At 58.9% G+C, this 24446-nt stretch carries 21 protein-coding genes; 10 read left to right on the plus strand and 11 right to left on the minus strand.

Features of this window, described 5'->3' with window-relative positions:
- The first annotated feature begins 44 nt into the window (after positions 1-44).
- Positions 45-2105, plus strand: coding sequence for a TonB-dependent siderophore receptor (locus ORY85_RS08310; protein WP_274571758.1), 2061 nt, complete (start codon positions 45-47; stop codon positions 2103-2105).
- Between the two features lie 468 nt (positions 2106-2573).
- Here ORY85_RS08310 and ORY85_RS08315 read toward each other — a convergent pair whose 3' ends face one another.
- The 6 genes from ORY85_RS08315 to def all read right to left on the minus strand — a co-directional run bounded on the left by ORY85_RS08315 (position 2574) and on the right by def (position 9282).
- The gene (locus ORY85_RS08315) at positions 2574-3845 is read right to left on the minus strand and encodes a sigma-54 dependent transcriptional regulator (protein ID WP_274571702.1); all 1272 of its coding nucleotides are present in this window, start codon (positions 3843-3845) and stop codon (positions 2574-2576) included.
- A complete protein-coding gene (locus ORY85_RS08320; protein ID WP_274571703.1) occupies positions 3842-5956 on the minus strand; it encodes a PAS domain-containing sensor histidine kinase in 2115 nt (704 codons plus the stop codon). The genes ORY85_RS08315 and ORY85_RS08320 overlap by 4 nt, the downstream gene beginning before the upstream one ends.
- A 3-nt stretch (positions 5957-5959) precedes the next feature.
- Positions 5960-6565, minus strand: a complete 606-nt coding sequence (locus ORY85_RS08325) for a DUF4390 domain-containing protein (protein WP_274571704.1) — start codon at positions 6563-6565, stop codon at positions 5960-5962.
- Positions 6531-7790: a 16S rRNA (cytosine(967)-C(5))-methyltransferase RsmB gene (rsmB, locus tag ORY85_RS08330; protein WP_274571705.1), complete on the minus strand. Its 1260-nt coding sequence runs from the start codon at positions 7788-7790 to the stop codon at positions 6531-6533. Before rsmB ends, ORY85_RS08325 begins: the two co-directional genes overlap by 35 nt.
- The gene (fmt, locus tag ORY85_RS08335) at positions 7787-8713 is read right to left on the minus strand and encodes a methionyl-tRNA formyltransferase (protein ID WP_274571706.1); all 927 of its coding nucleotides are present in this window, start codon (positions 8711-8713) and stop codon (positions 7787-7789) included. Before fmt ends, rsmB begins: the two co-directional genes overlap by 4 nt.
- A 68-nt stretch (positions 8714-8781) precedes the next feature.
- Complete coding sequence (def, locus tag ORY85_RS08340; RefSeq protein ID WP_274571707.1) at positions 8782-9282, minus strand: peptide deformylase; 501 nt, start codon at positions 9280-9282, stop codon at positions 8782-8784.
- 134 nt (positions 9283-9416) lie between these two features.
- Here def and dprA point away from each other — a divergent pair, with 134 nt between their 5' ends.
- The 3 genes from dprA (at position 9417) to topA (ending at position 13513) form a co-directional block, all read left to right on the plus strand.
- The gene (gene dprA, locus ORY85_RS08345; protein ID WP_274571708.1) at positions 9417-10574 is read left to right on the plus strand and encodes a DNA-processing protein DprA; all 1158 of its coding nucleotides are present in this window, start codon (positions 9417-9419) and stop codon (positions 10572-10574) included.
- Positions 10575-10655: 81 nt separating this feature from the next.
- Positions 10656-11111: a DUF494 family protein gene (locus ORY85_RS08350; RefSeq protein WP_274571709.1), complete on the plus strand. Its 456-nt coding sequence runs from the start codon at positions 10656-10658 to the stop codon at positions 11109-11111.
- A 92-nt stretch (positions 11112-11203) separates the two neighbouring features.
- Positions 11204-13513 carry a type I DNA topoisomerase gene (gene topA, locus ORY85_RS08355; RefSeq protein ID WP_274571710.1) on the plus strand — a complete coding sequence of 770 codons (2310 nt, stop codon included), beginning with the start codon at positions 11204-11206 and terminating at the stop codon, positions 13511-13513.
- A 73-nt stretch (positions 13514-13586) separates the two neighbouring features.
- Here the strand turns inward: topA and ORY85_RS08360 are convergent, their stop codons facing one another.
- On the minus strand, positions 13587-13925 hold the full coding sequence (locus tag ORY85_RS08360) for a hypothetical protein (RefSeq protein WP_274571711.1): 339 nt from the start codon (positions 13923-13925) through the stop codon (positions 13587-13589).
- A gap of 19 nt (positions 13926-13944) precedes the next feature.
- Positions 13945-14277 (minus strand): hypothetical protein, encoded by a 333-nt coding sequence (locus tag ORY85_RS08365; RefSeq protein ID WP_274571712.1) that lies wholly within the window; start codon positions 14275-14277, stop codon positions 13945-13947.
- Positions 14278-14417: 140 nt separating this feature from the next.
- Between ORY85_RS08365 and ORY85_RS08370 the strand changes: the two genes are divergently transcribed.
- On the plus strand, positions 14418-14792 hold the full coding sequence (locus ORY85_RS08370) for a helix-turn-helix domain-containing protein (RefSeq protein WP_274571713.1): 375 nt from the start codon (positions 14418-14420) through the stop codon (positions 14790-14792).
- A gap of 137 nt (positions 14793-14929) precedes the next feature.
- Here ORY85_RS08370 and ORY85_RS08375 read toward each other — a convergent pair whose 3' ends face one another.
- Together ORY85_RS08375 and ORY85_RS08380 are read right to left on the minus strand one after the other, a co-directional pair.
- On the minus strand, positions 14930-16252 hold the full coding sequence (locus ORY85_RS08375; RefSeq protein WP_274571714.1) for a murein transglycosylase A: 1323 nt from the start codon (positions 16250-16252) through the stop codon (positions 14930-14932).
- 382 nt (positions 16253-16634) lie between these two features.
- Positions 16635-17588: a D-2-hydroxyacid dehydrogenase gene (locus tag ORY85_RS08380; RefSeq protein ID WP_274571715.1), complete on the minus strand. Its 954-nt coding sequence runs from the start codon at positions 17586-17588 to the stop codon at positions 16635-16637.
- 141 nt (positions 17589-17729) lie between these two features.
- Between ORY85_RS08380 and nfsA the strand changes: the two genes are divergently transcribed.
- The 5 genes from nfsA (at position 17730) to ORY85_RS08405 (ending at position 22277) form a co-directional block, all read left to right on the plus strand.
- Positions 17730-18473: an oxygen-insensitive NADPH nitroreductase gene (gene nfsA, locus ORY85_RS08385; protein WP_274571716.1), complete on the plus strand. Its 744-nt coding sequence runs from the start codon at positions 17730-17732 to the stop codon at positions 18471-18473.
- Positions 18474-18500: 27 nt separating this feature from the next.
- Positions 18501-18827: an FKBP-type peptidyl-prolyl cis-trans isomerase gene (locus ORY85_RS08390; RefSeq protein ID WP_274571717.1), complete on the plus strand. Its 327-nt coding sequence runs from the start codon at positions 18501-18503 to the stop codon at positions 18825-18827.
- A 496-nt stretch (positions 18828-19323) separates the two neighbouring features.
- Positions 19324-19644: a GIY-YIG nuclease family protein gene (locus ORY85_RS08395; protein ID WP_274571718.1), complete on the plus strand. Its 321-nt coding sequence runs from the start codon at positions 19324-19326 to the stop codon at positions 19642-19644.
- 143 nt (positions 19645-19787) lie between these two features.
- The gene (locus ORY85_RS08400) at positions 19788-20246 is read left to right on the plus strand and encodes an ASCH domain-containing protein (RefSeq protein WP_274571719.1); all 459 of its coding nucleotides are present in this window, start codon (positions 19788-19790) and stop codon (positions 20244-20246) included.
- 156 nt (positions 20247-20402) lie between these two features.
- Positions 20403-22277 (plus strand): ribonuclease catalytic domain-containing protein, encoded by a 1875-nt coding sequence (locus ORY85_RS08405; RefSeq protein WP_274571720.1) that lies wholly within the window; start codon positions 20403-20405, stop codon positions 22275-22277.
- Positions 22278-22532: 255 nt separating this feature from the next.
- On the opposite strand, the gene thiC is transcribed toward ORY85_RS08405, so the two are convergent.
- The gene (thiC, locus tag ORY85_RS08410) at positions 22533-24407 is read right to left on the minus strand and encodes a phosphomethylpyrimidine synthase ThiC (protein ID WP_274571721.1); all 1875 of its coding nucleotides are present in this window, start codon (positions 24405-24407) and stop codon (positions 22533-22535) included.
- Positions 24408-24446: the final 39 nt, after the last annotated feature.

The raw sequence follows: 24446 nt of genomic DNA on the forward strand, positions 1-24446 counted from the left end.
TGGCCAGCGACGGCGATTTGCGCGACCGTGTCAATCTGGGGCTGTTGGGCAGGGCCAATGCGTTTACCGCGCCGGTTACCGTGGTGAACTACGATGAAAAAGCCCTCAACAATACCGAAGCGCGCACGCTGGTGGATGCGGTGGCGAAAAACGATGCGTCCGTGTGGCAGTTCGGCGGGGAGAGCAATACGCTGACCGGCCTGTATTTCCGCGGCTACCAGCTGGACGCGCGCCAGTTTAGCGTAAACGGTCTGGCCGGTATGTACGGCACGCAGGGTACATCGGGCGTTCAGGTCGGATCGGCGCAGCTGATTAAAGGCGCGTCTACTGCCGTTACCGGCATGGATCCCGAAGGTGCGGTTTCCGGCGCGCTCAATATCGAAACCAAAAAAGCCGCCGATGCGGGCAACCGCAAAATCGGTGCAGCCTGGTTCAGCGACAGCCGCGTTCAGGGTACGTTCGATTTGGGACAGCGTTTCGGCGCGGACAAAGCGGTGGGCGTGCGTGTGAACGGCAAGCTGCGCAACGGCGACACGCCGCGCGGGGGTTACAGCGAAGACAGTAAGGAATTTGCGCTGAATACCGATTGGCGCGGCGAGTCGCTGCGTGTGGCTTTCGATTCCGTTTATGCCAAACGCAAAGCATCAGGCGGCCGTGCGCGTATGCAGGATATTCAAAATGCAGACGGCCGTCTGTTTGATGCACCCGACGGTAAAACCAATCTGCTGCCCGCGTGGAACCGTCAGACCACTGTCGGCCAAACCAATATGCTGACTTTTGAATGGGACGCGTTCGACAGCGCGCAGATTACGGGCGGTATCGGTTACAACAAAGCGCGCTACTACGGCACGCTGATTTCGCCGACAATCTGCCGCAATGCTTCGGCACTCTGCGCGTCGGCACAGCAGTACACAACCGGCACGGCGCGCCTGACCGACCAATATTTCCGCACGCTGAGCATGAATCTGACGGCGAGGGGCGAGGTGGAAACCGGGCCGGTCAGCCACAATTGGAGTGCCGCATTCGACCGCATCAAGCGCAAACGCACCACATGGCAGGGGGCGCGGACGGGCAGCAGCAATGTAACCGTTTACCCTGCGCAGGGCGACATTGCCGGACAGCTGGCGGCCTTTACCGACAACTACCCGCGCGAGCGTGCCGCCGCACCCAGTCTTGACGCCGCCATTACCGTCAATAGCTTGGCACTGTCGGATACCTTGGGCTTTGCCGATAACCGCTACCGTCTGACCTTGGGCGGCCGATTCCAGGCGGTGGAATATACCGACCGCAGAGAAAATGCACGCGGCAAGGCTTCCCGTTTCAGCCCGATGGCGATGGCGGCATGGGTGCCGAACCCCGGTTTTGTGGTGTACGGCAACTATATGGAAGATTTGGAACCGGCCGATATTGCGACCGACGATGCAGGCAATACCACGATGGCCAAACCGCGCGTCAGCCGCCAGTTTGAAGTGGGCGTGCGCAAAAACTGGGGCAATGTCGTTACCACGCTGAACGCCTTCCAGATCAAACGCCCCGGCTATTGGCGCGGTGCACGCAACAACAGAGGCCTGACCTACGGCAGCAATTCCGATTTTGCCCGTTCCGGCAGACAGGCGGGCGATGTGCAGGGCATGGAGCGCAACCGCGGCGTGGAGTTTAACGCTTACGCCAACCTGCTCGGCCAAACCCTGCGTCCCAACCTCGGCATCATGTATCTGCAATCGCGGGTGAAAAATTACCCCGATTCGCGCGATATGCTGGCCAACGGTGTGCAGGTGGCCAATCCGAATGTGGTGGCGAAAGCCGGTATCGAATGGGATACCCCGTTTGCCAAAGGGCTGACGCTCAGCGGCAGCGTCCGCCACTTCGGCAAGTCCTACCAGCGCACCGACAAGGCGTATGCGTTCCCGTCCTATACGCTGGTGGATGCAGGTGCGCGCTATACCGCGCGTTTGGGCGGTAAAAACGCCCTGACCGTCAGCGGCGCAGTGGAAAACCTGTTCAATAAAAACTACTGGCAGGTACAGCGCGGCCTGTACGACCGCAGCTTTGCCGTAGTCGGTATGCCGCGTACTTTCTGGCTCAAAGCCGAATTGGATTTCTAAGGGCCGGCAGTACGGATAAGGCCGTCTGAACAGCGCGGAATGTGCTTTTCAGACGGCCTTTGGCATGGCTTTTTTGTGGTGTACGGCCTGATTTCGGGTCAAAACGCCGCCTGTGCCTGCGGCGTATGCCGGAACGGGCAAAGCCGGTGCGGCTGAACCGTTTCCCGATGGGCGGCACACAGCGGCAGGGCGGCCAAAAGAGGACTGTGGGGGCAGGCATGGCGGGATGCCTTTGATGCTAACGGACGGTAAATCAAGGAGTCCGAACCGGACTGATGCCGGTAACCATGCCTGTGAATCCAGGATATTGTGCAGTTTTGCCCAGCTTCTTCGAGTCTGTAATGATCAGTCTGTATATCGTCAGGCCGTCTGAAAATAGGCCGGATAAGGTTATGGGGCAGTACGGGAAAAAGGCCGTCTGAAAGGGGACAGTGTTTTCAGACGGCCTCGGGGCGGCGAAAGGGTAGGTTATTCTTCGTCTTCTGCTTTGCTGCCGCGACGGGCGAACTGGATACCGAGCTGTTTGAGCTTGCGGTAAAGATGGGTGCGCTCCAAGCCCACTTTCTGCGCCACGCGGCTCATGTTCTGCCCTTCCTGCGCGATGTGGTATTCAAAATAACGCCGTTCCAGCTCTTCGCGCAGCTCGCGCAGCGGCATATCGAAATTGAAACCGGCGGCGGGTGCGGGCGGTGTCTGCGGCGCGAGACGGTTCAGCGCGGCCTGTACGGCCTCTTCGCCGACTTCGCTGTTTTCGGCGGTCAGCACCAGACTTTTGACCGTGTCGCGCAACTGGTCGAAATTGCCCGGCCAGCCGTACCGGCCGAGCAGGACCAGAGCCTCGGGACTGAATTTGACCACCGCGATTTTTTGCGTTTCGGCCAGATCGGCGGCAATTTTATTGACGAGAAACGCAATATCCTCAGACTGGCTGCGCAGCGGCGGAATGGTAACGGTCAGGCCGGCCGTCAGCCTGCCGTCCTGATCCGAACGGCCGGGCAATGCTTCGGGCGCGCTGCTGGCACAGATGATGCGCACGTTTTGCCGTTCGGACTGAGTCATCAGAAAGCCGATGCCCTGCCGGATGTTTTTGCTGTATTGGGCGGTGTCGCCCAGATAGAGAATGCCGCCGGACGCTTTTTGCAGCAGTTCGACCGGCGTATCGACAATGTGTTCGGTGCGGCCGGGTTCGACCCACGGTGTGCCGTTTTTGTGGAAATAGCGTGCTACCGTTTCAAAGGGCGAGCCGGTTTCTCCGACGAGCAGGACGGATCCGCTTTCTTTGACGGCGGCTTTCAGGCGGCGGTTCAGTTCCTGAATGGCGGGGCTGTTGCCCAGTTTGTCCAGCTGCAATCCGGCGGCGGCCTGCATTTCTCCGTATTTGAGCGCGCGGTCCACGGCTTTGATGAGTGTTTCGTAGCTGATGGGTTTGGCCAGAAAATCCATCGCTCCGATTTTGGTGGCCTCCATGGCCGTATTGATGTCGGCATGGCCGCTCATCATCACGACGGGCATATTCAGCTGGCCGTTTTTCGCCCACTCTTTGAGCAGGGTGATACCGTCGCAGTCGGGCATCCAGATGTCGAGCAAAACCATGGCCGGACGGGTTTGGTTGCGCAGACGGCGTGCCTCTTCCGCATTTTCGGCAACGGCAACGGTGTAGCCCTCGTCTTGGAGAATGTCGGAGATGTTTTCGCGGATGCCGATGGCATCGTCTACAATCAAGATGTCGCTGCTTCTCATGCGGGTTCCATTGATAAAGGCAGGCTGATGCGGACACAGGCACCGCCGCTGCTCTGATTGGCCAGACGGATTTTCCCGCCGTGCTCGTCGATAATTTTGCGTACCACCGGCAGCCCCAGGCCCGTACCGCCTGCTTTGTCGGTTACATACGGCTCGAAAGCGTGCAGCAGCATTTCCTTGCTGAAACTGCGGCCGTTGTTGCACACGCTGAGCAGGACTTCGCGGCCGTTTTCGGCGGTTTCCACTTCGACGGCGGGCGTTTCGGCGGCCTCGGCGGCCTCGGCGGCATTTTTCAGCAGGTTGTGCAGTACTTGGCGCATGGCACCGCCGTCGGCCGATATGAATACGGGTATATTACTGAAATTGGTGCGGAATGTACACGGACTGCCCTCGTAGAGCACCAGCACTTCGGCAATCAGTGTGTTCAGGTCGAGGGTTTCTGTTTTGTGTGCCGGTGCGCGCGCGTAATTGCGGAAAGCCTCGACCATGTCTTTCATGGCGGCCACCTGTTTGACGATGGTGTCGGTGGAGCGGGTGAGGATTTGCGCGTCTTCGGGTGCGAGCTTGTCTTTCAGTTTCCATGCCATGCGCTCGGCCGACAGCTGTATCGGCGTGAGCGGGTTGCGGATTTCGTGTGCCAGACGTTTGGCCACTTCGCCCCATGCGGCTTCTTTTTGTGCGTAAACCAGGGCGGTGATGTCGTCGAATACCACAACGGTTCCCTGACTGTCGGGCAGGAAGGTGGCTTTGCCCAGCAGGATATGCGCTTCGCCGGAGCCGGTGTAGGCCGTCTGAACGGCCTGGCCGGTTTCGGTGGAAGGCAGGACGGCGGCCAGCAGTTCGGCCACCGGCGCGTACCGGGGCGACTCATCCGGCCAGTCGCGCCAGTTGCGGCCGGCCAGGGTGTCCAAGCTCAGTCCGAGGATGTCGTCTGCGCGGTGGTTGCGGGTTTTCAGACGGCCTGCGGTGTCCAGCGTCATCACACCGGCGGTTACGCTTTCCAATACGGTTTCCAGATAGCGGCGGGCGGTTTCCTGCTGCCGGCGGTTGTCTGCTTCGGCTGCCCGGGCGATGCTCAATTGTTCGGTCATGTGGTTGAACAGTTTGGTCAGCCGGCCCAGCTCGTCGTTGCGGTAGATCGGGCGTTTCTGGCTGAAATCGCCCTGTGCCACGGCACGCGCGCCTTCGGCCAGCGATAGAATCGGTTCGATAAAGCGGCGGGCGAAATACAGCGCCACCACCAAGGCCAGCATCACGGCCAGCAGCGAAGCCACCAGCAGCGTAATGAGAAAGAAAGTTTGCAGTCCCTGCTTGGCATAACTCAGTTCGGCATATTTGCTGCGTGCCGCCTCGATAAGCTCGGCATCGCGCGCCACATTGGCGGGAATGGCCTGCCGGAAAAACAGCGCGTCCGGGCTGCCGCTGCGGGCGGGCAGAATCAGCCAGCCCTGGGCGAACAGCGTGCCGTTTACGCTTTCCACCGAGCGTACGGAACCGGACTGCTCCAATAATTGCCGCTGTTCGTTTTCCAGCGGCGGCAGGGGCAGGTTTTGCGGGTTGCGCAGGTTTTCCGCTGTCCGATCGTCTGCCAGCGGATATACCGCCAATTGTTCGAAATTGCTGCCGATGCGGCTGTTTTGTACGGTCATCCGCGCATCTTGTGCCAGCGCGCCCGCGCTGATGAGTTCCACTTGCAGTGCGGTGGCGCGGCGCACACTGTTGTCCAAAGCCAGATTCAGCGCGGATTTGCTCAAATTCAGGCTGCTGTCGAGTGCTTGGGCGGTATCGTTGCCGAACCATGAATTGATGCTGTGCGAGATAAATTGTGCGGATACGCCGAACAGAAAAACCGCAGGCAGCAGAGCCACCAGTGTAAACATCGCGGCCAGCCGCCGGGCGATTTGCGAACCGAGCATATTGTGGCGGCTGTCGCGGCGCAGCAGAACCGTATAGCGCACCACCACAATCAGCAAGATCAGCATCAACAGGCCGCAGGCGGTCACAATCCACCAGTAATACGGTGCAAACAGCCCGTCGTTGCCCGCAGCGGAAATCAGCATAAAGAAGCCGAACACGGCGGCGGCACTTAAAACGGCTAACAGGAGGCGCATGATTCAGTTCCCGCTGATGTTCAGGGCTTTCCAGCCGGAATCCAACTGCCAGTTCTGCGCTGTGATGCTGTTGATTTGGAACGGTTTGGGCAGTTGGGCCGTGCTGAGTGACAGGCGGACTTCGGCTTTGATCCGCCGTGTTTCATAGCCGGAGAGTGTGTCCGGCGGCAGGACGCGCCAGTTGGCAATCGCGCCGATGCCGCGCAGGGCGGTATCCAGGCTGTTGTAGTCGCTGGAAAAAGTGCCGACGGTCACGCGGTAGCGGTTGGTCAGCGGGTGGTAGCTCAAACGGTAGGCCACGCTGTAATCACTGCCGACCAGCTGCCCCAGGCGGAAACGGTAGGCAGGCAGGGTGGGGCGGCTGAGGCGGTAGTCCAATGTAAAGTGCAGCGGCACGCCCTGACGCAGCGCGGTTTGCAGGCTTTCGGGCAGGGCGGTTTGGAAGCGGCTGCCGACATCCATTTGGCCGGACGGGGTAACGGTGCCGGCCGCACGCACGACGGTAATGCTTTCTGCCGCCGCCATATGCGGCAGAAAGACGAGCGGCAGGACGGCCAAAACAGCCGCCGCCGTTTTAGTTTTTGCGGATAAGTGCGTAATAAAAGCCATCTTGGTTCGCATTCGGCAGCAGGGTGTGTGATTCGGTACATTCGGCATCGGCATGGCGGGCAAGGAATTTTTGCAGCTGGCCGTGGTTTTCTTCGTGGAAAATCGAGCAGGTCGCCAGCAGCATTCTGCCGCCGCTTTTCAGTACGCTCCACAGGCTGTCGAGCATGGCTTCCTGCTGGCGGGCGGTTTTGGCCGCATCGTTAGGGCGGCGCAGCCATTTGATGTCGGGATTGCGCTTGACCGTACCCGATGCGGTGCAGGGAACGTCGGCCAGTACGGCATCAAACGGTTCTCCGTCGTACCATGCCGCCGTATCCTGCGCATCGGCACAGTGCAGCTCGGCGCGGTCGGACACATTCAGCCGGTTCAGATTGTCGTGTACGCGCGCCAGCCGTGCGGCATCGATATCCAACGCAACGACATGACAATCGGCCGTTTCGAGCAGATGGCCGGTTTTGCCGCCGGGCGCGGCACAGGCATCGAGAATGCGTTCGCCGGCCTGCGGCGCGATGAGGGCGGCGGCCTGCTGCGCGCCGAAATCCTGAACTGAAACGAGGCCGTCTGAAAAACCGGGAATTTGGGCAACGGGCAGTGCCTGTTCCAGCTTCACCGCATCATCGCCGAGCTTTTCCGCCGCGATGCCGTTTTGCGCCAAGAGCGTCAGATAATCGTCGGCACTACTGCGGCGGCGGTTGATGCGCAGCGTCAGCGGCGGGCGGCCGTTGGCGGCGGCAACGATATTGTGCCAGTGTTTGGGATAGGCCTGCGCCAGATAGTCGAGCCACCATTGGGGGAAATTGTGGCGGGCGGCATCGTGGCGCAGCTGGGCATTGAGTTTGTCTTTTTCGCGCAGAAAACGGCGCAAAACGGCATTGGCAAAGGCGCGGAATTGGCCGCGCCCGATGCGGCCGGCCGCCTGTACGGCTTCGTTTACTACGGCATGCGGCGCATTGCGGGTATGGTTGAGCTGGTAGAGGGCGACCAGCAGCAGGCTTTCCAAATCACGCTGCCCGATGGGTTTGGTCAGCAGCCTGCCCAACATGGCGCGCAGACTGCCCAGATAACGCAGCGTGCCGTAGGCCAAATCCTGCAATGTGCCGTTTTCCTGCGCACTCAAATCGGGGTGGTGCGCACGGATCTGCACCAATATATCTTGCAGATTGCGGCCGTCCGATACGGCGGCAACGGCATCGGCGGCCAGCTGCTGGGCGCGGGCCATACTCATAAGCAGCTTCCTTGTGCGGGGGCGTGCCCGGCGGCAAAAGCGGCCGCACTCATTTTTTTGCTGCCGGCCGGTTGCAGTTCGGTGATGCGGACGGCACCCTGCCCGCAGGCGACGGTCAGGCCGTCTGAACCGGCGGTCAGGATTTCGCCGGGGCGGCCCCTGCCCGCCGTTTCCTGTGCGCGCCAGATTTTCAGCGGCTTGCCCTGCCACTCCGTCCACGCGCCGGGAACAGGGTTGAAGGCGCGGATTTTGCGCGCCACTGCGGCGGCGGATTCCTGCCAGTCGATGCGTGCTTCGGCTTTGCTGAGTTTTTCGGCGTATGTGATGCCGTTTTCGGGCTGGGGGGTGCTGTTCAGACGGCCTTCGGCGGCCAAACGGTGCAGATCGGCGACAATGGCGCGCGCGCCGATGGCGGCCAGCGCGTCATGCACGTCGGCGGCCGTATCGTGCGGCGCGATGGGGCAGCGGTGTTCGCTGACGATATTGCCGGTGTCCAAACCCGCGTCCATCTGCATGATGCACACGCCGGTTTCGTCATCGCCCGCTTCGATGGCGCGCTGAATCGGCGCGGCACCGCGCCAGCGCGGCAGCAGTGAGGCATGGATATTGAGGCAGCCGTGAACGGGCGCGTCCAGCACGTCCTGCGGCAGAATCAGGCCGTAGGCGGCCACCACCATCACATCGGCCTGCACACTCTGAATCAGCGCCAGTGCTTCACTGTTGCCGCGCAGTTTGGCCGGCTGCTCGACACGCAAACCCAGCTTCAAGGCCGTCTGTTTGACGGGGGACGGCTGCAACTGCATACCGCGTCCTTTGGGGCGGTCGGGCTGGGTGAGTACCAGCGGGATACGGAAACCCGCTGCCGCCAGTGCTTCGAGAGACTGGGCGGCAAATTCGGGCGTACCGGCAAAAATCAGGTTCATGGTATCTTCCGCTATCGGGCGCAGGCCGTCTGAAACCGGTATGCACGGTTTTCAGACGGCCTGCGGCTTTATGACTGCTTCTGGCGTTTTTTCAGTTTGGTTTTGATGCGGCTCTGTTTGAGCGGCGAGAGATGCTCGACAAACACCTTGCCCATCAGATGATCCAGCTCGTGCTGGATGCAGATGGCGAGCAGGCCGTCGGCTTCCAGCGTGAAGGCTTCGCCGTTTTCGTCCAACGCTTCGACGGTTACCCGCTCGGCGCGGGTAACGGTGTCGTAAATGCCCGGCACCGACAGACAGCCTTCTTCGTATGTGGTTTGGCCGTCTTTGTGTGTGATGACGGGGTTGATGAATACGCGCGGCTCGCTTTTGTCTTCGCTCAAATCCATGACCACCACGCGCTCGTGTACGTCCACCTGCGTGGCGGCCAGGCCGATGCCGCGCGCCTCGTACATGGTTTCGAACATATCGGCCACCAGTGTACGGATGCGGCTGTCGATTTCGGCCACCGGTGCGGCCACGGTGTGCAGCCGTTCGTCGGGATACTGTAAGATACTTAATAATGCCATTGTGCTATTCTCTGTGGTAAAACGGCGCGGGTGTCGCGTGTGTGCCGATGGGATTATACCGCGCTTGGGCGGGCAGGGGAATTGATGGCAGACCCGCCCCGCTTCAAGGCAGGCCGTCTGAAAAAGGAAGTGTTATGCAGCAGGAAGAACGTGATGCGTGGTTGTGTCTGGCTTTGTTGCCGCAGGTTGGGGCGGATACGTTCGCACGTCTGCTGGCACATTTCGGTTCGGCACGTTCGGCATGGCGCGCAGGGATTGGCGAAGCGGAAATCTGCCTGCCGCGCAGCGCGGCGCGCGAAGCCTGGCGCAACCGCCGCGCCGAAGCCGAAGCTGCGGCCGAAGCGGCACTGGCTTGGGTGCGCGAAACCGAAAACGCCCGCCTGCTGCTCTCTTGCGACCCCGATTTTCCGCTCATGCTCCACGAAGGCATCACCCCGCCTCCGCTGCTGTTTGTCCGCGGCAATGTAGCGATGCTGCACCGCCCCGCGCTGGCGGTAGTCGGCAGCCGCCATGCCACGCCGCAGGCTCTGCGTATCGCGCGCGACTTTTCGCAGGCTTTGTCGGCAGCGGGGATAGTAGTGGTTTCGGGCATGGCTTCCGGCATCGACACCGCCGCCCATCAGGGCGCGCTGGCGGGCGGCGGCGGAACCGCAGCCGTGTGGGGGACGGGCATCGACCGCGTTTACCCCGCCGCCAACCGCAGTCTGGCACACGATATTGCCGCATCGGGCGTGATTGTGTCGGAATTTCCGCTCGGCGCGCGGCCGCTGGCCGGGCATTTCCCGCGCCGCAACCGCATCATCGCCGCCTTGGCGCAGGCGGTACTGGTGGTGGAGGCGGCCGTCGAATCCGGTTCGCTGATTACTGCGCGGCTGGCCGCCGAAATGGGCCGAGAAGTGCTGGCCGTGCCGGGTTCCATCGACAACCCGCACAGCAAAGGCTGCCACAAGCTGATTAAAGACGGCGCAAAATTGACCGAATGTCTGGAAGATATTCTGATAGAGTGTCCGGGGCTATTGCAAACCGCCCGATCTTCGGCATATGCTATAAAAAATAACGCGCCGCCCGATGGCGGCGGGGCAGAGCGGCCGCAGGCCGTTTTTCAGACGGCCGGAAGCGGCGGCGACGGGGACGGGCTGCTGGACGCGATGGGCTTTGATTCGGTACACCCAGACAGTCTGGCCGAGCGTCTCAACCGCCCCGCAGCCGATGTTTATGCCGGATTGCTGGAATTGGAGTTGGCCGGCAGGGTGGCGGCGGCGGGCGGCGGCCGTTACCAGCGTACCGGCTGACTGTGTGACAGATGAACGGGTTGTCGCCGGTTCGGCCGTTTCCGTCCGGCCGATGCCCGCAGCACAAGGGAAAACTGTGGTATGGCAGAATTGATTGCCTTTTTAATCGAACATTTTCATGATTTTGATGCCTGCCCGCCGGAGCAGGATTTGGGCGAACTGTTGGAAGAAGAAGGGTTCGGCGAACAGGAAATCGGCCAGTTGCTGATGCTGGTGCAAGTGTTGAAAGAAGAATCGGTATGGCAGAGCGAGGCCCCCGGCGGCGGTTCGATGCGGGTTTACTGGCCGGAAGAGGCGGATTGGCTGCCCAACGACGTGCGCGGCCTGCTGCATTTTCTCCATCAGGCCGGTGCTCTGAACGATGTCCAGCGCGAGTTTGTGATTCACGCGCTGATGAATCTGCCCGCCGAAGAGTTGAGTGCGGATCTGACCAAGGTCATCACGCTTTTGGTCTTGTGGGCGCAAAAAGCCGAGCTGCCCGTTTTGGTGGGCGACGATTTAATGATGGCGCTGCACGGCAGGGCCGTCATGCAGTAAAAAACGGCAGGCCTTTTTCAGACGGCCTCTGTCGGCGGCAAAGGCCGTCTGAAAACCGTATGGTAATTGACGAATCGGATTAGGGAACGATAATGGCGAAGAATCTGTTGGTGGTGGAGTCCCCCTCCAAAGCCAAAACCCTGAAAAAATATCTGGGCGGCGATTTTGAAATCCTCGCCTCCTACGGCCATGTGCGCGACTTGGTACCCAAAAGCGGTGCCGTGGATCCCGACAACGGCTTTGCCATGAAATACCAATTGGTAACGCGCAACAGCAAACACGTCGATGCCATCGTTGCCGCCGCCAAAGAAGCGGAAAACATCTATCTGGCAACCGACCCGGACCGCGAAGGCGAAGCCATTTCGTGGCATCTTTTGGAAATCCTCAAATCCAAACGCGGCCTGAAAAACATCAATCCGCAGCGCGTGGTGTTCCACGAAATCACCAAAAACGCCGTTCTGGAAGCCGTTGCCAACCCGCGCGGCATCGAGCAGGACTTGGTCGATGCCCAACAGGCGCGCCGCGCGCTCGACTATCTGGTCGGCTTCAACCTGTCGCCGCTGCTGTGGAAAAAAATCCGCCGAGGATTGAGCGCGGGGCGCGTGCAAAGTCCCGCCCTGCGCCTGATTTGCGAACGCGAAAACGAAATCCGCGCCTTTGAAACGCAGGAATACTGGACCGTACATCTGGACAGCCACAAATCGCGCAGCAAATTCACCGCCAAACTGGTGCAGTATCGCGGCGAAAAGCTGGAACAGTTCGCCCTGCCCGACGAAGCCGCACAGGCCGAAGTTGTGGCCGCCCTGAAAGACCGCGACGCGCTGGTCGGCGGCATCGAAAAGAAAAAGCGCAGCCGCAACCCCGCCGCCCCGTTCACCACCTCCACCATGCAGCAGGACGCTGTCCGCAAACTGGGCATGACCACCGACCGCACCATGCGCACCGCCCAACAGCTCTACGAAGGCATCGATGTCGGCCAAGGCGCAGTCGGCCTGATTACCTATATGCGTACCGACAGCGTCACCCTGTCGAACGAAGCCCTGACCGAAATCCGCCACTACATCGAAAACAAAATCGGCAGAGAATACCTGCCCGCTTCGGCCAAGCAGTACAAAACCAAATCGAAAAACGCCCAAGAGGCGCACGAAGCGATACGCCCGACATCGGTTTACCGCACGCCCGACAGCGTGAAACCGTTTTTGAGTGCCGACCAGTTCAAGCTCTACCAAATGATCTGGCAGCGCACCGTGGCCTGCCAGATGGCGGCGGCCAAATTCGACCAGACCACCGTCGACATCCATGTCGGCGAAGGCGTGTTCCGCGTCAGCGGCCAAGTGCAGACGTTTGCCGGTTTTTTAAGCGTTTACGAAGAAAGCACCGATGATGCAGACGGCGATGATGAAAACAAAAAACTGCCCGAACTCAAAAGCGGCGAAAAACTGCCGGTGGACGACCTTTACGGCGAACAGCATTTCACCAGCCCGCCGCCGCGCTTCAACGAAGCCACGCTGGTTAAAGCATTGGAAGAATACGGCATCGGCCGCCCGTCCACCTACGCCAGCATTATTTCCACCCTAAAAGAGCGCGAATACGTTACCCTCGAACAAAAACGCTTTATGCCCACCGACACTGGCGAAATCGTCAATAAATTCCTGACCGAACACTTCGCCCAATATGTCGATTACCATTTCACCGCCAAACTCGAAGACCGCTTGGACGAAATTGCCGGCGGCAAACGCCGCTGGGTGCCCGTCATGGATCAATTCTGGCAGGGCTTCCATAAACAGATTGAAGAAAAAGAAGGCATCGAACGCGCCAAACTGACCACCGAATCGCTGGACGAAACCTGTCCGCAATGCGGCAGCCACCAACTGCAAATCAAATTCGGCCGCAACGGCCGCTTCATTGCCTGCGCGGGCTATCCCGAATGCGGCTATACCCGCAACACGAACGAAACCGCCGAAGAAGCCGCCGAACGGCAGGCCAAAGAAGCGGCCGAGCAGGCCGAACTGGACGGGCGCGAATGCCCCAAATGCGGCGGCCGTCTGGTATACAAACACAGCCGTACCGGCAGCAAATTCATCGGCTGCGCCAACTATCCCAAGTGCAAACACGTCGAACCGCTGGAAAAACCCAAAGACACCGGCGTCGAATGTCCCCAGTGCAGAAAAGGGCATCTGGTCGAGCGCAAATCGCGCTACGGCAAACTGTTTTACAGCTGTGCCACCTACCCCGACTGCAACTACGCCACTTGGAACCCGCCCCTGTCCGAAACCTGCCCCAAATGCCAATGGCCGGTTTTAACCGTCAAAACCACCAAACGCTGGGGTGTGGAAAAAGTCTGCCCGCAAAAAGAATGCGGCTGGAAAGAGCAGATTGAGCCGCCTGCGCCGAAGGAGTAGAGCGGATTGGAAAAGGCCGTCTGAAAACCGATATTTTGCGGTTTTCAGACGGCCTTTTCTAATATTTTCAGGTTTACCAGGCGCAAATTTTTACTTCATTGTTTGCCCAGCAGGCCCGCTGAGTTCTAGAGCGTTTAACATCGCCCCAATAGGAACTGTTTCCCCAAAGAGTGAATCCTCTGACTTCTGCGACACTCGGAGAAATGATGGAAACACTTACCATAGCCGTATCGCCGAATAAATTCCCTCTCTTATTGATGTTTTCTAATGTGAAAGAGCCATTTTTTCCTGCAGAGAAGTTACAAGTACCTTTGAATAAAATTTCGCCAGCGCTTTCAATCAGGCATTGGGCAGGTTTGGCTTGTGCCGAGAAAGAGGCGGCCAATAACAGAATTGCAAAAATAGTTTTCATAAAATACCTACTTGATTAATCAACACTTCGGAATGGATGCCGCTTTGAAAACACTGTCCCAACCGTTGCGGGTGGCGACTTGTATGCGGTTGCCGCCAAGTGCTGTGATATGGGTAACGACATCCCAGTCTTGGGCAACCAACAGAATTTTTCCTTTGCCGGAAAAATCATTGCCGATTGTTTTGTTGGCGCAGGCAACGACCAGGCGGTAACCGTCGCTGTTGGTGTTTGACATTACTTTGGTTCTTTTACCGCTGGGTGTTTCGAATGTGCTGGCGGTGAAGCGGTTGTTGCCGGCAAAAGCAGTGGCGCAAACCGCAAGGGTGGCCAAGGCGATGAGGGATTTTTTCATGGGATTTCCTTAATTTGTTTGCGTTTTGTTTAAATAGGTAAAGCGTGTAAAAATTTTAAGCAAAATAAATTTGCTTAACCAGCGAGCAAAAATTTAAAATCTATTCCCGAAGTTCAAGAAACCGGATGGAAAGTTCAATTATGGAAACTCATGAGAAAATCCGCCTGATGCGCGAATTGAATAAGTGGTCGCAAGAAGATATGGCGGAGAAGCTGGCGATGTCGGCGGGCGGGTATGCGAAAATCGAGCGTGGTGAAACGCAGTTGAGCCTGCCGCGTTTGGAGCAGTTGGCCGCGGTTTTCAAGGTGGATATGTGGGATTTGCTGAAATCGGGCAACGGCGGATTGGTTTTGCAGATTAACGAGGGCGACAGTGGTGGCGATATTGCCCTTTGTGCTTCGGGCGATATGGCGGGCAGGCTGGATTTGCTGAAACAGGAGTTGAAGCACTGCCGTGAGATGCTGGCGCAGAAGGATCGTGAAATTGATTTGCTGAGGCGCTTGCTGGAGCAGTAAGGTATTTGGATAAGGCCGTCTGAAAATCGGGAAATGCCGATTTTCAGACGGCCTTAATATATGGCAGGTGCGAAGGAGTTTAACAAATTTTGTCGGGTATTTTTGTGTGCCGGTGCACGGGATTGCCGTTAGGTGTATCAGGGGCGGTATTGCGGGGGAACGCCGTTGGGCAGCAGCTGCCACACGTAGCCGGTGTGTTTCATTTTGCCCGCCGTGCGGCCGGCTTCGTCGCCGTAGCCCCAGAAGTAGTCCACGCGTACGGCACCGCGTATGGCGGAGCCGGTGTCCTGTGCTATCATCAGTCGGTTGAGGCCGTAGCGGGTTTCGGGGTGGGTGGTGGCGACGAATATCGGCGCGCCCAAGGTGATGTAGCGGCGGTCGACGGCACCGCTGTAACCGCCGGTCAGCGGTACGCCCAAGGCGCCGATGGGACCGTCGTTGTTGTCTTCCAGGATACGGAAGAAGACGTAGCTGGGGTTTTGGCCCAGGATTTCGGCCATGCGCTGCGGGTTTTGCCGGATATAGGCTTTGATGCCCTGCATGGTGGTTTGGGCAAGGGGCAGGTAGCCTTTGTCGGCCATGTAGCGGCCGATGGAGGTGTAGGGATAGTCGTTTTTGTCGGCGTAGCCCAGGCGGATATAGCGGCCGTCGGGCGTCTGGATGCGGCCGGAGCCCTGCACCTGCATGAAGAAGAGTTCGACGGGGTCGTCGGCATAGCCCAATATCGGGGCTTTGTTGTCCAATGCGCCGCCGTTGATTTCGTTGCGGGTGTGGTAGGGAACGAAGCGGCTGCCGGCAATGCGGCCTTTGAGTGCGCTGCTGCGTTCGTTCAGCGGGAAGGAGGAGAGGTCGGCGGTCAGGTTGCCGACGGGGCTGATTTGGCCGCTGTTGGTGCCGGTCTGCTGTATGCGGACGGTGGTTTTGCTGCCGCGCAGGTGGGCGGGCAGCGGTACGCTGACGAAGTCGGCGGGTATGCCGTAAACGGGAAAGCGCGCTTGGGCGGTGGGGCGGGTGTCGCCGCGCATGACGGGTTCGTAATAGCCGGTTACCGTGCCGTCGAGGCGGTTGTTGCCGCTGACCTGCCACGGGGTAAAGTAACGCTCGAAGAATTGTCGTGCGGCGGCAGGGGTGCGCGGGGTTTGCGCGGCCTGTGTGCAGACGTTCTGCCATTCGGTCTGGTTTTTCAGGCGGCTGCAACTGTTGAGAAAGGATTTCAGGCTTTCGGCAAACTGCTGCTGCGGCCATTGCGGCAGGGCGGAGAAATCGACGCTTTTATAGCTTGCACTGCTGCCTGAGGGGGCAATCACGGTGCCTGCGGGTATGCGTTCGCCTGCGGGGAGCGGTACACCGGCGGAAACGGACGGGGTGCCGTCCGGCTGGATCGGTTTGGTTGTACAGGCGGCCAGAACGGCAGCGGCAAGGGCGGACAGTGTGTGGCGCAGGAGGGCGGTTCGGGTCATAAAGGGTTCCGTATCTGGGGGTGAGGCCGTCTGAAAGCTGCATATGGACGCAGCGGCTGCTGCGGTATCGGCAGATTTCAGACGGCCTGAATCGACATCAGGGGCGAATATAACAGAATGCGCCCGCCCTTTGCAGCGGCCTAACCTGATCTAACGTTCCCGTTTGAGCGGCACGGGCTGCCTGTTTACTCTGCTTGCGCCTTTGTGCGTTGCCGGTATCGGGCCGACTATGCGCCGCCGATGCGGCCTGTATGAATGTCTGTCGGATCCAAGAATCCGACCTGCGTCAATCTGCCGGTGCCGTCAGCCCGAATATCAGTCGGATTCGGCATCCGGGCTGCTTCAATCCGTGCAGCCGAAAGATTTCCGGCGCGGTTCCGGTTCAGACGACGTTTTGCGGCTGCCCGCGCACAAAGGCGTTGATGTTGTCGGTCAGGATTTCAAACAGCCGCTGCACGGCTTCGCGGCTGGCCCATGCGATATGCGGGGTAACAATCAGATTGGGCAGGCGGGCATTGAGCAGCGGGTTGCCGTTCACGGGCGGTTCTTCGCCGAGTACGTCAAAACCCGCGCCGCCCAGCGTGCCGTATTTGAGGGCGGCCAGCAGGGCTTTTTCGTCCACCAGTCCGCCGCGGCTGCAATTGATTAATACCGCGCCGGGTTTCATGGCCTGCAATTCGGCCTCGCCGATTAAATGGCGGGTCTCTTCATTGAGCGGACAGTGCAGCGACAGGACGTCGGCAGAAGAGACGGCTTCGGCAAACGGCACATAGCCCGTCCGCACGGCGGCAGCGTGTTTGTGTTCGGCAAAAACCACATTCATTTTGAATGCGCGCGCGTATTGCGCCAGCATCGATCCGATATTGCCGCGGCCGAAAACGGCCAGCGTTTTGCTGTTCAAATCGCGCATCGGCGCGCCGAAATGGCAGAAAAACGGCGACTGCTGCCACAAGCCCGCTGCGACATCGCGCTGGTAGGCAGGCAGGTTGCGCATTAGCGCCATCATCAGCATAAAGGCGTGTTCGGCCACTGATTCGTTGCCGTAGGCGCGCACGTTGCATACGGTGATGCCTGCCCGCGCGGCCGCTTCGGTATCGACGTTGTTGTAACCCGTGGCGGCCACCGCAATCATTTTGAGCTGCGGATTGGCGGCCATCAGTCCGGCATCTATCACGACTTTGTTGGTAATCACAATATCGGCGGTTTTCAGACGGCCTGCCGTTTCGTGCGGCTGCGTGTTGGGGTATTCGGTCAGGCGGTGGGGAAAGTCGAAGGCAAACGGGGCGCGGTGCAGCGAATCGCGGTCGAGCGCGACGATGTGGATTTCTGGATTCATGGCGGTTCTTTTCCTGATGGCGGAAAGTCGGATAAGCGGGCGCGCCGCGCGGAAAACAGGCTGCATCATAACCGATTTGCCGTTTGTGCAAAACCGGCGCAGCTGATAAAGTAAACCCGTTTTGCCATATGGAGAAATGCAATGAGTCTGAACAGCCTGCCCGTTTTGGAAACCGCGCTGAACCACCGTTCGATCCGCCGTTTCACCGAAGAACCGGTTTCGCCCGAGATGCTGGCCGCCGTTTTGGAAGCCGGACGCGCTTCATCCACTTCGAGCTATCTGCAAAACGCGAGCATTATCCGCGTGAGCGACCGCGAAATCTGCCGTGAAATCCGCGCCATCTGTGCGGGAGAAGGCGGGGCGGGTCATGCCTATGTCGAGCACTGCGCCGAATTTCTGGTGTTCTGCATGGACGCGGCGCGCCACAAAGCCCTCGCGCCCGAAGCGCAAACCGATTGGGCGGAAGTCTTGCTGATCGGCGCGGTGGACGCGGCGATTCTGGCACAAAGCGTGGTGCTGGCGGCCGAATCGCTGGGCTTGGGCGCGGTATATATCGGCAGCGTGCGCAACGACATTGCCAAGTTGGGTGCGCTGCTGGGCACGCCCGAACACGTTGTCCCGCTGTTCGGCCTGTGCTTAGGCCACCCCGACCAAGACCCGCTGCCGCGCCCTCGTCTGCCGCTGGATACGCTGGTATCGGAAAACCGCTATCAGGCCGCCGCGCCCGAAGTGCTGGAACACTATAACGAAGAAGTGAAAACCTATTACCGCGAACGCAGCGGCAAGGATTTGGATTGGGCACAGCAGGTACGCAACACCCTGTGCCGCCCCGTGCGCCCGTTTATGCTGGACTATTTGAACCGGCAGGGCTTTATCAAACGCTAAACCGCGAGCAGAAAGGAAACGAACGATATGGGCTTGATCATTGAAGATTTGGCGGAAGGCCAAGGCGCACCGGCCGAAAAAGGCAGGGAAATCACCGTGCATTACACCGGTTGGCTGGCCGACGGCACAAAATTCGATTCCAGCCGTGACCGCCGCCAGCCGCTCACCATCACTCTGGGCGTAGGGCAGGTGATTGCCGGTTGGGACAAGGGTTTCGACGGCATGAAAGAAGGCGGCAAGCGCAAGCTGACCATTCCGCCCGAAATGGGCTACGGCGCGCGCGGCGCAGGCGGCGTAATTCCGCCTGATGCCACCCTGATATTTGAAGTGGAACTGCTGAAAGTCCACGGATAAACGTATCCATTCTATTCAGAGTCCGGCCGCCGCCGGACTTTTTGCTGCGCCGCTACCGGCAAAAGATACTGTATTTTTTGTAAAGTGCAATCCGGTTAATTTTTGTAAAACGCAAATAACTCTGCATACTGACAAGCAGCAGAGTTGATAGAGTATATTTAACCGACTCAGACGGCAGGTGTAAATCTGCCGTCTGTTATTTTATGCTTGTGCCGTTCGGGGTCGAACGGTGTATTGTTCTGGATGCAGGCGCAGGCAAATTTCAAAATCCTGCACATCATCAGAACATCAATCTGTTTTGGAGGTTTTCTTTCTTTAGATTTTCTGCTCAAACCAAGGCCGTCTGAAAACGGTGTGCAGCACCGTTTCTGCGAAGCTAAAACGCAGTTTCTGCGAAGCTAAAATCGTGCACGGTACGACTTCTGCGCAGCGGAAACGGCAGGAAACGCAACATGCGGCCAAACGCACCAAACGGCTGCCGTGTTAAGATTCGCCGATGAACGGAATACGGCAAAACGGCGGCGCGGCCGAAACCGGCACATGGAGCGTTTATCTGCTGCTGTGCACCAACAGCGCACTTTACTGCGGCATCAGCAATGCGCCCGCGCGGCGGTTTGCCGCCCACTTATCCGGCAAAGGTGCGCGGTTTACCCGTATGCACAAGCCGCTGGCGATGCGTCTGGCCGCTTCGAACCTTTCCCGTTCGGCCGCCGCGCGTATGGAGGCGCACATCAAAACCTGGCCGAGAACGCGCAAAGAAACCTTGTGGCACAGCCTGCCCGATTTTCCCGTCGGCACCGGCCAGCCTGCTTCATGACCTTGGTCCGCACCGCAGGCCGTCTGAAAACGGCGCGGTGTACCGTTTCTGAGAAGCTAAAACGAGTGCAGCGGGTTTCTGCGCAGCTAAAACGAACCCTGTGCGTTTCTGCGGAGCTAACTGGAGTTTGAAGTTAACAAGACATGATGACAATAGAAGAGATTATCAAAGCCTACCAAGTCATCAACCCCGACTGCCCCAGCCAGATACAGGCTTGGCAGTTTGGCATAATGCCGGATGAACTGGCTCAATTAGTCGTAACAGGTCAAAAAACAGCAACTGCGTCAGCTTATGATGCGTATCTAATTCATGATGAACCGCTACCAAGCGTTACCAACAATCCATATAGCGTGGTTCTCAATAGTCAAAATGAGCCTGTCTGTATCATCAAGACGACCAAGGTAACCATTTTGCCCTTTAAGGAGGTATCGGCAGACCATGCCTACAAGGAGGGTGAGGGCAACCGCAGCCTGGCCTATTGGCGTCAGATTCATTGGAAGGTTTTTAGTCAGTGGTTGGCAGCAGACGGTGCGGCCTTTACCGAAGATAGTTTGGTCGTCTGTGAAGAATTTGGGGTGGTCTATTACCCAAAGAAAATCTAAGATGAAATTAGCCCTACTGGGGACACACCAAAACGAGCGCAGCGGGTTTCTGCGAAGCTAAAACGGGCACAGCGGGTTTTTCAGACACAGCGGGTTTCAGACGGCCTAAATGCTTTTCTGCTAAAATCCGCCCACGATAAAAACAGACAGCGCCCCATGAATATTTTTTACGAAGAATCCGGCCGGTTCAAAGTAGCATCGGTGGTCCAGAAAAACGATGCCACCTACCAAGTGGACACCCCGCACGGCAAACGCACCAAAGTCAAAGCCAACAATGTGTTTGCCGAGTTCGACGGCGATGCGGCCGCTTTTTTGGCCGAAGCCGAAGCCCAAGCGGCCGAAATCGACACCGATTTATTATGGGAGGTGTGCGGCGGAGACGAATTTGATGCCGCTTTCATTGCCGAAGAGTATTTCGGCCGCCCTCCGGCCAAAAACGAACTGGCCGCCGTACTCATCGCGCTGTATGCCGCGCCGATGTATTTCTACAAAAAAGGCAAAGGCATTTTCAAAGCCGCCCCCGAAGAAACGCTCAAACAGGCCCTGGCCGCACTGGCACGCAAGCAGGAGCAGGAAGCACAAATCGAAGCATGGGCCGCCGAGCTGGCAGAAGGCCGCCTGCCTGCCGAAGTGGCCGCCGATCTGAAAACCATTCTGCACGCGCCCGACAAGCAGGCCTTAACCTACAAAGCCTTTACCAAAGCGGCCGATGCCAAAAAATGCACACTCTACGATTTGGCGCGCCAAACCGGCGGCGTGGCCTCGCTGCCGCAATATCTGCAAGACGGTTTCGAGCTGAAAAATTACCCGCACGGCGCGTATCAGGCCGATATTGACCTGCCTGAACTGCCCGAGCTGCCTCTGGCCGAGGGTGTGCGCGCTTTTTCGGTGGACGACGAATCGACCAACGAAGTCGATGACGCCCTCTCCGTGCAGCACCTGCCCGACGGCACGGTGCGCGTGGGTATCCACATCGCCGTGCCTGCCTTGGCCGTTCAGGCGGGCAGCCCCGTCGAGCAGGCCGTTTCCCGCCGCCAGAGTACGGCCTACTTCCCCGGCGGCAAAATCACCATGCTGCCGGACAATTGGATTGCCGCGTTCAGTTTGGACGAAGGCGCGGCGCGCCCTGCCGCCAGTATTTATTTCAATGTCGATGCCGAATGGCGGGCGACGTTTGCCGGACAGCGCATTGAGCGCGTGATGATCGACAACAATCTGCGTATCCAGCAGATCGAGCCGCTGTTCAACCGCGAAACCGGTTTGGACGGCAGCGGCGCGGAAACCTTTCCCCACCGGCACGATATGGCGTGGCTCTACCGTTTCGCCTGCGCCCTGCAACAGCAGCGCGGCAAATACGAGCCGGAGCGTGCGCCGCAATACGATTACGGCATCGAACTGGGCGAAAACGGCGAAGTATCGGTCAGCGTGCGCGAGCGCGGTTCGCCGATCGATACCGTGGTCAGCGAAATGATGATTCTGGCCAACAGCACTTGGGCACAGATGCTGCATGAAAACGGCCTGCCCGGCCTGTTCCGCGTGCAGCCCGCCTTGGGCAAGGTGCGCATGAGCACCCAATCCGAACCGCATATCGGCATGGGCGTGCAGCATTACGGCTGGTTTACCTCGCCGCTGCGCCGTGCCGCCGACTGTATCAACCAGAAACAGTTAATCAGCCTGATGGACGAAACCGCCGCCCCGCGCTTTGAAACGGGCGATTCCATGCTGTTTGCCGCGCTGCGCGATTTCGAGGCCGCCTATGCCGCCTACAACGATTTCCAGCGCGAAATGGAAGCCTATTGGAGCTTGGTCTATATGCAGCAGCAGGATTGGAAAGAAGCCGAGGCCGTACTGCTGAAAGACGATCTGGTACGCATCAGCGGCCTGCCGCTGGTAACCCGCGCCGCCGGTATCCCGTTCGACACACTGCCGCGCACCAAAATCCTGCTGTCGGTCAGCGGTTTGGATACAGAAAAACGGTTTGTCGGCCTGAATTACCTGAAAACCCTGGCACCGCAAACGCCCGCCGTTTGACCGTACTTTCCCTGAGGCCGTCTGAAATGCCGGTACACTGTTTCTTCTCGTTTTGCAGAAGCAGCGTAGCGGCTTTTTTCTGCTTCTTCAAACCGCCTTTTCCGGCAGCTTTGTTCACCGGCAGCAGCCTGCTGCGCTTTGTTTCGGTTTCGCAAAAGCCCGCATGTAAGCGGCTTTTGCTGGCAAAAACTGCGTTTTAGCTTCACAGAAACAGCGCAGCCGTATTTCAGACGGCCTTGGTACGGCGGGCTTTCCTTACCGGTAAATCTTCGCACCCTGACGCACAAATTCTACCGCTTTTTCCTGCAATCCCTGCTGTGCTGCGGCATAGTCGCGTACTTCCTGCGTGATTTTCATCGAGCAGAATTTGGGGCCGCACATCGAGCAGAAATGGGCGGTTTTCGCTCCTTCGGCGGGCAGGGTGGCATCGTGGTAGCTTTCGGCGCGTTCGGGGTCGAGACCGAGGCGGAACTGGTCGCGCCAGCGGAACTCGAAACGCGCTTTGGACAAGGCGTTGTCGCGCAGTTGCGCGCCCGGCCAGCCTTTGGCCAAGTCGGCGGCGTGGGCGGCCAGTTTGTAGGTGATGATGCCGGTGCGCACGTCTTCTTTGTCGGGCAGACCCAAATGCTCTTTCGGGGTCACATAACAGAGCATGGCCGTGCCGTACCAGCCGATATTGGCCGCGCCGATGCCCGAAGTGATGTGGTCGTAGCCGGGTGCGATGTCGGTCACCAACGGGCCGAGGGTGTAAAACGGGGCTTCAAAACAGCGTTTCAACTCTTCGTCCATATTGGCGCGCACGCGTTGCAGCGGCACGTGGCCGGGGCCTTCAATCATCACCTGCACATCGTGCTGCCATGCTTTGGCGGTCAGCTCGCCCAAGGTGTGCAGTTCGCCGAACTGTGCTTCGTCGTTGGCATCGGCGACACAGCCCGGACGCAGCCCGTCGCCCAAACTGAACGACACATCATAGGCTTTCATGATTTCGCATATTTCGTCGAAATGTGTGTACAAGAAGTTTTCCCGATGATGCGCCAGACACCATTTGGCCATAATCGAACCGCCGCGCGACACAATGCCGGTCAGACGGCCTGCGGTGAGCGGCACATAGTGCAGCAAAACGCCCGCGTGAATCGTGAAATAGTCCACGCCCTGCTCGGCCTGTTCGATTAAGGTGTCGCGGAACAAATCCCACGTCAAATCTTCGGCAATGCCGCCCGTTTTTTCCAAAGCCTGATAAACCGGCACGGTGCCGATGGGTACGGGCGCGTTGCGGATAATCCATTCGCGCGTTTCGTGAATGTGCGCGCCGGTGGACAAATCCATCACCGTATCCGCACCCCAGCGCAGCGACCACACCATCTTTTCCACTTCTTCGGTCAGGCTGGACGTTACCGCCGAGTTGCCCAGATTGCCGTTGATTTTGACGCGGAAATTGCGCCCGATAATCATCGGCTCCAACTCGGGGTGGTTGATGTTGGCGGGGATAATCGCACGTCCGGCGGCGATTTCGCGGCGCACAAATTCGGGCGTGATGTCGTCGGGGCCGGCGGGCAGGTTTGCGCCGAAAGCCTCGCCCGCGTGCTGTTTGATGAGTTTGGCGTATTCGGGCCGTCTGAAAATCTCGTCCATCTTCATGCGCTCGCGCAGGGCGACAAATTCCATTTCGGGCGTGATGATGCCCCGGCGGGCATAGTGCATCTGGGTAACGTTGCGGCCGGTTTTGGCGCGGCGCGGCCTGGTGATTTGGTTGAAACGCAGATGGGCGGTTTTCGGGTCGTGCGCACGTTCGCGGCCGTATTCGCTCGACAGGGCGGGCAGGATTTCGCTGTCGCCGCGTTCGGCGATCCACGTCTGACGGATCGGCGGCAGGCCGCGCTTCAAGTCGATGTCGGCAGACGGGTCGCCGTATGCGCCGCTCGTGTCGTAAACGGGAATGGGCGGGTTCGGCTCGCGGCCGCGGTCGGTTATGGTGTCGTCCTGACTGATTTCGCGCAGGGGGACGCGTATATCGGGGCGGCTGCCCGTCAGATAGATTTTGCGCGAATTGGGATAAGCAAAGCGGATACCCAAATCTTGGGACAGCGCGTCCAGTTGCGCCGCTTCGCGGCCGGTGGTTTTGGCAGCCATGAAAAATGCTCCTGTTTCTCGTTTATAGGGAAAACAGGA

The organism is Neisseria leonii (assembly GCF_028776105.2).
GTDB classification, from domain to species: domain Bacteria; phylum Pseudomonadota; class Gammaproteobacteria; order Burkholderiales; family Neisseriaceae; genus Neisseria; species Neisseria leonii.

Bases quoted from the DNA above. Each gene is read 5' to 3' on its own strand.
- ORY85_RS08315 (WP_274571702.1), bottom strand. From the start codon at position 3,845: ATGAGAAGCAGCGACATCTTGATTGTAGACGATGCCATCGGCATCCGC.
- ORY85_RS08320 (WP_274571703.1), bottom strand. From the start codon at position 5,956: ATGCGCCTCCTGTTAGCCGTTTTAAGTGCCGCCGCCGTGTTCGGCTTC.
- ORY85_RS08325 (WP_274571704.1), bottom strand. From the start codon at position 6,565: ATGGCTTTTATTACGCACTTATCCGCAAAAACTAAAACGGCGGCGGCT.
- rsmB (WP_274571705.1), bottom strand. From the start codon at position 7,790: ATGAGTATGGCCCGCGCCCAGCAGCTGGCCGCCGATGCCGTTGCCGCC.
- fmt (WP_274571706.1), bottom strand. From the start codon at position 8,713: ATGAACCTGATTTTTGCCGGTACGCCCGAATTTGCCGCCCAGTCTCTC.
- def (WP_274571707.1), bottom strand. From the start codon at position 9,282: ATGGCATTATTAAGTATCTTACAGTATCCCGACGAACGGCTGCACACC.
- dprA (WP_274571708.1), top strand. From the start codon at position 9,417: ATGCAGCAGGAAGAACGTGATGCGTGGTTGTGTCTGGCTTTGTTGCCG.
- ORY85_RS08350 (WP_274571709.1), top strand. From the start codon at position 10,656: ATGGCAGAATTGATTGCCTTTTTAATCGAACATTTTCATGATTTTGAT.
- topA (WP_274571710.1), top strand. From the start codon at position 11,204: ATGGCGAAGAATCTGTTGGTGGTGGAGTCCCCCTCCAAAGCCAAAACC.
- ORY85_RS08360 (WP_274571711.1), bottom strand. From the start codon at position 13,925: ATGAAAACTATTTTTGCAATTCTGTTATTGGCCGCCTCTTTCTCGGCA.
- ORY85_RS08365 (WP_274571712.1), bottom strand. From the start codon at position 14,277: ATGAAAAAATCCCTCATCGCCTTGGCCACCCTTGCGGTTTGCGCCACT.
- ORY85_RS08370 (WP_274571713.1), top strand. From the start codon at position 14,418: ATGGAAACTCATGAGAAAATCCGCCTGATGCGCGAATTGAATAAGTGG.
- ORY85_RS08375 (WP_274571714.1), bottom strand. From the start codon at position 16,252: ATGACCCGAACCGCCCTCCTGCGCCACACACTGTCCGCCCTTGCCGCT.
- ORY85_RS08380 (WP_274571715.1), bottom strand. From the start codon at position 17,588: ATGAATCCAGAAATCCACATCGTCGCGCTCGACCGCGATTCGCTGCAC.
- nfsA (WP_274571716.1), top strand. From the start codon at position 17,730: ATGAGTCTGAACAGCCTGCCCGTTTTGGAAACCGCGCTGAACCACCGT.
- ORY85_RS08390 (WP_274571717.1), top strand. From the start codon at position 18,501: ATGGGCTTGATCATTGAAGATTTGGCGGAAGGCCAAGGCGCACCGGCC.
- ORY85_RS08395 (WP_274571718.1), top strand. From the start codon at position 19,324: ATGAACGGAATACGGCAAAACGGCGGCGCGGCCGAAACCGGCACATGG.
- ORY85_RS08400 (WP_274571719.1), top strand. From the start codon at position 19,788: ATGATGACAATAGAAGAGATTATCAAAGCCTACCAAGTCATCAACCCC.
- ORY85_RS08405 (WP_274571720.1), top strand. From the start codon at position 20,403: ATGAATATTTTTTACGAAGAATCCGGCCGGTTCAAAGTAGCATCGGTG.
- thiC (WP_274571721.1), bottom strand. From the start codon at position 24,407: ATGGCTGCCAAAACCACCGGCCGCGAAGCGGCGCAACTGGACGCGCTG.